Raw genomic sequence first — 8,729 nt, 5'->3', positions numbered from 1 at the left:
AAAATAATCCTTTTACAGGAGGTGTTCCATCAGGCTCCAATTATTCTCACATAGGTAAAATTTTATTTGATGTAATACCTGTTGATACTATGGCGCAAGGTCAAGATTGGAATGCAATAGGAGTGTTAAATTTTAATAAAGGGGCTGTAGCAGTTATTAATCCATATACAATTGTTGCAGCTGCAAGAAATTATACCGAGATAGAGGGCATTAGAAAACTACCATGGTACGAAGATGGTTTTTTAAGAGATCCTTGCAACGCAAGAGATATGAGAAATGAACAGTATGCTGTACTTTCTCATTATTTAGATAATTTAATTAATGGAATACAAAATCTAAGTCCATCAAATATGGAGGTGTTCAATGCTGTAATCGGAAGACTTCAGGACTTTAAAAATTCTTGTGATGCTAAAGTTGGAAATGCTGAATTTTCTAGTTGGACGCCAACAAAAGTAAATCTAAATTTACCTGCACAACCAGTTTATGACAAACTAGCGCAAATATTTATTGGTGCAACAGATCAAAATGCTAAATTTGATTGCGGTCTAGCAGTTAGACCTGAGTTTGAGGGTCAAATCAATGGAGGTATTTTTGCTGATTTTAGAGTTGCTCAATCAACAGGAAAAACACTATCTGATATCAGAGTTTGGAACAATTATTCTTTAAACTCACTTAGACAAGATGAGAACCTTGAAAAGACATTAAAAAAAGAATGCGAAAACGAAGGCTATTTGTATTTAACACCTGAAACAATTTTTACAGAAAAATTAGTTGTATTTGCAGGAGATAATAGAAAACTAAAGGAACATTCAAGTGATGGAAACCAGTTTGCATATCCAGTAAACAGTACGCTTTTAATGTTTATGGATCCAAAAGCATTATCAACAAATTGTATAGTTTCACCTGATGGAGATAATTATAAAGCAGTAATTTATCTAGAACTTGTTAGCGAAACCGGAAATACAATGAGTTATACTTTAGAGAAAATCTATAAAGCTAAAGATGTTGTTAAAAATAGAGGTGTGCCTCTTGGTTTTAGTATATGGCCAGATATTAAAATTGAAAATTGGGATCAATATTACTTATTTTATGATGGTAATGCCCAAGTAAATATTTTACCTAAAAATGTTTTTGCAGTTAAAGATATTAGAAATAAATTAGAAAGTTTAACTGGTACTGATAAAATTAAATTTATTGATAATATGATTCACTCACACCAAGTTGTTGGTGAAGAAATACCCATTCAACAAACAACTGCTGTAACTGAATTGCGTTCACTAAAATCATCTCCAGAGGCTGTTTTGTGTAATGTTGCAACCCAATCTGGAGGAAAATCTTACACAGAGCACAGTAAGAGAGTTGATGTAGGTTTGATATTATTCCCTGATCCTCAGATTGTTGCTGAAACAAGTAATCAATGGTCTGTTGGAATAGATTTTGGAACAACTAACTCTTGTGTCTACTTTAAGGAAAATAAGGAAAACCCAAAAGAACTAATCTTTAAAAACAGGATAAATACTCCTTATGATCCTGGTACAGATGAAGAAGAAATAGAAGAAGTGATGCAGGCACACAAAGAATTTGTACCTAGTAGAGAGGTAACTGTTCCATTTATGACAATTTTAAGAGAAAGAAATTTTAAGGAAACAACTGTTGAAAATTTACCATTCAGAAGTAATTTTATTTATTACGTTGATCAAGTTTTATACGCTATTCAAGATTTACCTGATGACAAAAGACCTTTAAAATTTAATTTAAAATGGGATGAGGCAGAACAAAGTAGAACTAAGGTTCAATATTTTGTTTCTCAAGCAGTTCTTCAAGCAGCAGTTGAGGCAGCTGCTAATGGAGTAAAAAGAGAAAACTTAACTTTTAATTTTTCTTATCCTGAAGCTTACAATGCTGATCATTTAAGATCATTTAAAAGAATAACAAGAAGAGCTGTTAACGTTGGCTTAGCAGATGAAAAGTATAAAACTCAAGAAAGAACAGGATTTGAAACAGAGAGTATTTCAAGTGCACTTTATTTCGCTAAAGGTCAAGAAATACCTTTTACTGAAAATGTAGTTACCATTGATATTGGTGGTGGAACTTCAGATCTTTCAATATGGCAGGGTACTAAATTACTATGGAGAAATTCTTTTAGGCTTGCAGGTAAGGATGTTTTAATTAATCACCTTTCTAATAATTTAACTTTAATAAAAGAAATCAGTGGTAATGATGATCTACTTCTTGAAAGTTATCAAACATTACAAAGTATAAGAACAAATAAAACTAAACTTGCTAATGGTATAGAGTTATTAGTAAACAGTCCTCAATTTGGAGAAGCTTTTAAAAATCGTTTTGATATTATTAGTGGAAAAGAGAAAGGTAAAGAACTTAAAGATCTAACTGAATTAGCTTTATCAGGAATACTTTATTACGTATCACAAGTTTTAAATCATTTAATAGAAAATGGAGAATTTCAAACAGGTAAAGATAAATCTAAATCTTTAAGAATATGTTTAGGTGGTAAAGCAAGCACTTTATATAAAATCGTTTTTGAAGATGCTGATGATCAAGCAGGTTTATCAAAAATGATAGAAAAAGTTACTGGTGGAATATTTACATCAATTGGAATTGTATTTACTGATACACCAAAACATGAAGTATCTTATGGATTATTAGTAGACAAACAAGGCGCAACCGATTTAGATTTAACTGATAGATCTCACGAAACAGTATTGGGAGAAGATGTTATAGTTGGTAAAAATAAAATTGGAATTGTATCTGGTTTAGATGTAGATAAACAATGGCGTGTAAAAGATATTTCTCAACTTAAAACTTTTTTAAAATATTTACAGGCATATTCAAAAATACCAGTAAAACTAACTAAGAAATTTGAGGGAGATCTTGAAGGTAAAATTAATGCTGAGTTAAAAAATGGACAGTCGAGAGCCCAAGACTTAAGAAAAAACATGCAGTCTGTAGAAGGTGACGATAGCTTAGCTGAAATTCAAAAAACCTCCTCAATAATTGAGCCAGTCTTTATTCAAGGTTTGAAACAAGTAATTAATGAGATTACTAGCGGCAAACTAAAGCTTAAATAATATGAAAAAAATATTTGTTAATTTTATTGTAACAATATTATTTTCGTTATTATCGATAAATCCTCAATCAATAGCTCATCATAAAGAAAATAGTTTTCCTATAAAAAAAGATACAGAATGGGACGGTAAAAAAGAAACTAAAAAGGATTTTGAAAATCAAGCTAAGCAAGAATATTGCGCAAATAATGCAAAAGCAGTTTCTATTGAAGTAGATGGTGATCCTGTAATAGATCAAAACACAGGAAAACCGAGAATAAGTGAAGTTGATGGTAAACTTGTTTTTGACAAGGTAACTGTTTATAAAATAAATTTAACAGGATCTCATTCAAACAAACCTAAAAAAGTTACTAATAATAAGATTGTACCAAATCTTGCGTCAATGAATTTTAATGCAGATTGGCAAAAAGTTAAATTGGTTGAAATTTTAAAAATGTTCTGTTTACAAGACTCTTCATTAGACAGACCTGAAAAATTTAAAGGGTCTTATCTAGAAGAATTTTATACAAAAATTGCATTAGATAACGGTTTTTTTAAAGCAAATTCTGATGAAGGTGATTATAACAAAAAATTATTAGAAGGTGAGTTTGGTGAAGAAATTTTAAAATTAGGAATAGTCATAAATAATCCTAATGCAGTATGGTATGTACCTGAATTTTTAGCAGAACAAGAAGCTGCAAATAAAAAAGCACAAAAAAAAGCTGAAGAAGAAGCTGAAAAAAAACGTATAGCAGCAGAAAAAGAGAAAAAAAGAAAAGCCAGAGAAAAAGCAAAAAAAGAAGGTAATCAACAATGGATATCTGAAAATAAACAAAATTATTTAGATGAGTTTGGAAAAAAACTTAATGAATATGAAAATAAGATTACTGAACTTAATACAAAAAGAAATAAATTAGAAACTAGCTTAGTGAGTTTTGAATCTTTAATGTCAGAAGCTGAAGAAGACTCTAAAAATGCTATTGCTGATCTAGTAAACAGAGATAATCAAGATATAAAGGATTTAAGAGAAATTCTTAGAGATAATATAAAACAATATTTGTCTAAAAATGATCTTGGCGAATATAAAGATAGATTTAAAAAAATAGAAAAGGTTAATTTTAAAAAATATAAGAATTATACAACATTAAAAAATTTAATTAAAAGAGCTGAGAAATCAAATAAAGCAGCTAATTTTGTAGGAACTGACGGAGTAAAATTAGGAATTTTTACATTCAAACAAAAAAAAATTGGATTTATTCAAGAGTTTGAAAATATTAAAAATAGAGACTTAGGTTCGGGATCTGTTGAGGATGAAGATAATATGGATAAACTCAATAAAAGTATTGAGAACCACTCAGAAGACATTAAAAACTATGTCAATTTTAAAGTCGATGAACTTAAAGCTCTCGATGAAGAATTAGGTCAAAGAATACCTTGGAATCTAATTATCATTGGTGCAGTTATAGCTATTATAATAATAGCAGTTGGTGTTTATTTATATTTTCAACGTAAAGAAATGGATCAGTTAAAGAGAGAAGCTGAAGAGAAAGTTGGTAGTTTGAAAAATGAATTTGAGGGTAAATTAAAAAGCACATCAGAACAAATCAAGTCTGTCAGTAGAAATACCCAAAGATCTCAGCAAACTCCTTTGCAAGCTGAAGATATAGTTGAGGAAAAACCAAAAACACCGGAAGAAATTATTGCTGAAAAATACGACGAATTAGTATCGGATTATAAAGAGGCTCTTGATGATTTTTCAAAAGTAGCTGGTTTTAAACAAAAATGGCATGGTTTAGCTTTAAGCAGAAAAGAAAGGCAAGAAGGAACCAAAACAATTCTTGTCAATTCATCTAGGGCATTTGAGAAAGCAGAAATATGGTGTGTAACATTTAGTGACAAGTATTTTGCATTTCCAGGCTCAACAGTTAAGTCAAATATGGCAACTTATATGAATCTTGATTTTGAAAAAGCTAGCAGGGACTTCAAGGGTGTTTTTGCTGTTTCAACAGGTTCTAGTTATACAACAGAGCCATGTGTGTTAAGAAGAGGTGGTGCTGGTTTTGTTGTTGAGAGAGTTGGAAAAATAATTTTCCCAAATTAATATGATTTATAAATTTATAGACAATAATGGTTCAGAAATTACAGTAAATTCTTTATCAAGTTTACAAGCTTTAGTAGATAGTGACACCATTAATGAAGATACTAAAGTAAAAGCAGGTCTAAGAGGTAAATGGACAACTGCTTCATCAATAGAAGGTTTAGTTTTTTCTGCAGAAGAGTCAAATGAAGATAATCAAGAAACCGAATCACCAAAAGGAGATATAAAATCATTTATTACTGGAGAAGAAAAAAAAGAACCAAAACCTGAAGAAGACGAATATGAGTATGTAGAGGAAATAGTCGAAGAGGAAGTAGAGGTTGATGATGATGCAACTGAGAAAATAGATCAACAAGAAGAAGAAAAAAGTAATTTTGATAACGAAAATGAAAATCAAGATACATCTGATTATTATACAGAAAAATTTAACCAAAATAATGAGGATGAGGAGGATGCTATGGTCTTAAGTTTTCCAGATGCTGTAAAAAAATGTTTTAAAAAATACTTTGATTTTAAAGGTAGAGCTAGCAGGTCTGAATACTGGTATTTTACTCTTTTTATTGTTTTAGGTTATGCAATAGGTTTTGGATTAATATTTGTTGCTGCTCCATTGTTTTGGTTGTTAATGATCTTTATTTTAGTAGTTGTAATTCCTTGGATATCTGTTGCCGCTCGAAGGTTGCATGACATCAATAAAAGTGGATGGTTTCAGGCTATACCAATACCAGCAGGTATATTAGAAACTATATTTGCAGAAAGCCGACAAGAGTCTTTAGAAATAATTTTTTTAATTATAGGATTACTTTGTTATGTGTACCTTATTATTTTACTTTGTACTGCAGGTGATAATAAAGAAAATAGATTTGGAAAAAATCCATTAAAAAAAAAATAAATTAAGTGAACAATATTTCAAATCAAAACAATAAAATATTTTGGTTAGCACCTATTGTTGTTTTGGTTATTGGAATTTTACCACTTCCAATAGGATATTATACTTTATCAAGATTAGTAGTCTGTGCTTCTGCTTTATACTTTGCTTATAATTTTTATAAAAAAAATGATAATACAAACATTTGGATTTTTGGTTTTATAGCTATTTTGTATAATCCAATTATTCCAGTATATTTATATGAAAAATTTATATGGATTATAGTTAATATTATTACTATTTTTGTATTTTATAAGAACAAAAACATTTAGAATTTTATTGATTTAGATTAATTTTATATCTACAGTCTTTTATGCCATTTCTTGGAGCTTTTAGTGGAATAATTTTTCTCCTTGTCGGAATAGTTCAAATATACGTTGGTTATATAGGTATTGAATACCATTTAGGGGCAGGTTTTGCTATTGGTGCATTAGTATTAGGTTTTGTTTTTAGAATAATGTTCCCGTTAACTATCGGGACTTTCTTTGGAGCAATGGATGTTTTTGGATGGCCTTGGTATGGAGCATTAGCCTTTGCCGCCCCAGGCTTATTATTTATTGTGCCTGCTTTAGTAACTGGTGCAATTAGCACACTTTTTGAGAAAAAAGCTGAAAGTAATTATAGTTTTAGTAATAATAATTACTCTGATAGTGTTCCCATAAACGTTACACCAAAACAAAAAACTATTAAAAAAAAGAAAGTTAAAAAAATAATTAAAAAGAAAGTTATAAAGAAAAGAAAAAAAACTAGATAATTTATGAATAAAATTTTTGCAACTTTACATATGACTTATGTTGTTATTGCCATAATTTTAGCTATTACATCATTTGGGAATATATCTATTTCTGCTTCTATTTCAGGTATCCTAGCTCCAATTATAGCCTGGTTCGGTGGTTCTGGACTTAGAGGATCTTTTAATGTTGGAGATAAAAAACAAAAAATTACTGGCTTTATTGCTGGTGTTATTTTTGTGGCAATTAGTTTATTTTGGACGAACTATACAAATTATTTTGTAAGAATAACTGATTTAGAAATATCAGGACCTATTTGGTGTTTTATAGGTTTTTTAGTAGGTTTGTTGTTTTCAACAAAAAAACATTCAGAAAATAATTTTAATTAAAAAACTTTTTTTAAACAAATTTCAACCTCAAACTAAACAATAAAGTTTGTTTTCTTTCAATATGCATTGGATTTCAATCCTTTTCTTTAGAATTCCGCTTTTTTTATTATCTCCCTTGTTGCGTAATTCAAGTAAGCAGAAAAGGATTGAGACCATAACTAATTACAAATTACTTACTTTTAAAAAATCAAATAACCTAAGGAGTTCTAATCCATGGAAATAGGCCGTGTCTGTAAGTACTGTCATGTCAGTACATATATCGCATACGATAACTGTAACCCCGTTTACAAACAATCTTTTAAATTTGAAATAAGGCCAGGCGAACACAACAGTTTAGTTTGGGACAAGATCATAAAAATATTTGAGAAAAATGGATACAAAGTGGAGCTTAAATCATGAAAAGAGTTTTGCTTATTGTTTTATTACATTTATCTCTATTTTTTATTGTTTTTGCCTATCATGCTCAAGCTGAAGAAGATGATATGTGGACAATTGATAAATACGAAAGTTTAACATTTGCACGAGTATATGGAGAAGTAATTCACGGAGACAGTTTAAATTTTTTTATTCAATCCAAAGATAATTGCGAGAAAGTTTGGCATAATTTCACTTTTTACACATATGAGCAGCCTGGGGATATAAAACAACTATTAAACAAAAATATACCAATAAAAATTAATGAAGAGGAAGTTACTGCTTATGTGGATCATATACAGCCATTTTTAATGGGTTATAGAGTATTATTATCCTTAGGATCGTTTCCAATTAAAGAATATATTTATAAATTAAATAATTTTTATATTGAGGAACAAAGATTTGAGATTGAAATCATTGATGGCATAGATTTTAAAGCTAGTAAATATTTTGATATATCAATAAATAGATGGAATTTAGATAAGCTTGTACCTTCTGTTTTAGAGGCTCATAAAAAATGTAAAGAAATAAATAAAGTAGATAGTTAATTTTGTATTAATTTCTTAACCTTTTATAATCTCGAGCTACTATCTTCAATCCAATCCCATAAATGTTGAGCAAATGATCGTCTGACAAATAGGTTAACTATATTTTCTTCTTTATGGTGCAGAATCACATCTATGTGATTTAAAACTGTTTGAGCTGTTGATCCTTTCTTTTCTTTAAATTCATTAAAATTAAAAGGACATCCTGCTGAAAAAATTTCGTAAATATTTTTACCTTTAAGTTCTAATTGAACAAATTGATCTGTTACATCTATAACAGCACCTAGATTAATTTTTGAAATACTATTAAATAACATATCATATAACTCGTATTTGTTAGTGTCTTTACTCGCTAGCTCATTGGATACTATCATCCATTCGTCTGGACTAAGCCATATTGCTGTTAATTTATCACTCGTTGTTGAAGTATTTGCTTCTGTAGGTAAGATCATATTAAGATTTTTACCAATGTTAGTTAAAAATTCTCTTTTTTTTCCTCTTAAATTAATTTTCATCACTGGAGAGATTTCTTTTACAGAAACATTCTCTTGATTAATTT

The 8,729-nt window shown here is 29.4% G+C and carries 8 protein-coding genes; 7 read left to right on the top strand and 1 reads right to left on the bottom strand.

Annotation, left to right across the window (positions count from 1 at the left end; all coding sequences use genetic code 11):
• From AMN88_RS04560 to AMN88_RS01930, 7 genes are all read left to right on the top strand, one after another.
• A partial coding sequence (locus tag AMN88_RS04560) for a hypothetical protein (protein WP_082254611.1) occupies positions 1-3,089 on the top strand: 3,089 nt, incomplete at its 5' end.
• A 1-nt stretch (position 3,090) separates the two neighbouring features.
• Complete coding sequence (locus AMN88_RS01955; protein ID WP_075536185.1) at positions 3,091-5,166, top strand: hypothetical protein; 2,076 nt, start codon at positions 3,091-3,093, stop codon at positions 5,164-5,166.
• Between the two features lies 1 nt (position 5,167).
• Entirely contained in the window at positions 5,168-6,055 is an 888-nt protein-coding gene (locus tag AMN88_RS04620) for a DUF805 domain-containing protein (RefSeq protein WP_075536184.1), read from the top strand.
• Positions 6,056-6,060: 5 nt separating this feature from the next.
• Positions 6,061-6,363: a DUF6804 family protein gene (locus AMN88_RS01945; protein ID WP_082254610.1), complete on the top strand. Its 303-nt coding sequence runs from the start codon at positions 6,061-6,063 to the stop codon at positions 6,361-6,363.
• Positions 6,364-6,404: 41 nt separating this feature from the next.
• Positions 6,405-6,845: a hypothetical protein gene (locus AMN88_RS01940; protein ID WP_075536183.1), complete on the top strand. Its 441-nt coding sequence runs from the start codon at positions 6,405-6,407 to the stop codon at positions 6,843-6,845.
• Positions 6,846-6,848: 3 nt separating this feature from the next.
• The gene (locus AMN88_RS01935) at positions 6,849-7,211 is read left to right on the top strand and encodes a hypothetical protein (protein WP_075536182.1); all 363 of its coding nucleotides are present in this window, start codon (positions 6,849-6,851) and stop codon (positions 7,209-7,211) included.
• Between the two features lie 395 nt (positions 7,212-7,606).
• Entirely contained in the window at positions 7,607-8,173 is a 567-nt protein-coding gene (locus AMN88_RS01930) for a hypothetical protein (protein WP_075536181.1), read from the top strand.
• A gap of 23 nt (positions 8,174-8,196) precedes the next feature.
• Here the strand turns inward: AMN88_RS01930 and AMN88_RS01925 are convergent, their stop codons facing one another.
• Positions 8,197-8,727 (bottom strand): sarcosine oxidase subunit gamma, encoded by a 531-nt coding sequence (locus AMN88_RS01925; protein WP_075536180.1) that lies wholly within the window; start codon positions 8,725-8,727, stop codon positions 8,197-8,199.
• Positions 8,728-8,729: the final 2 nt, after the last annotated feature.

This window comes from Candidatus Pelagibacter communis (genome assembly GCF_001180165.1).
Classification (GTDB): Bacteria; Pseudomonadota; Alphaproteobacteria; order Pelagibacterales; family Pelagibacteraceae; genus Pelagibacter; species Pelagibacter ubique_P.
Note: the sequence above shows the minus strand (reverse complement) of the source record. Positions and strands in the feature narration are given on the sequence as shown.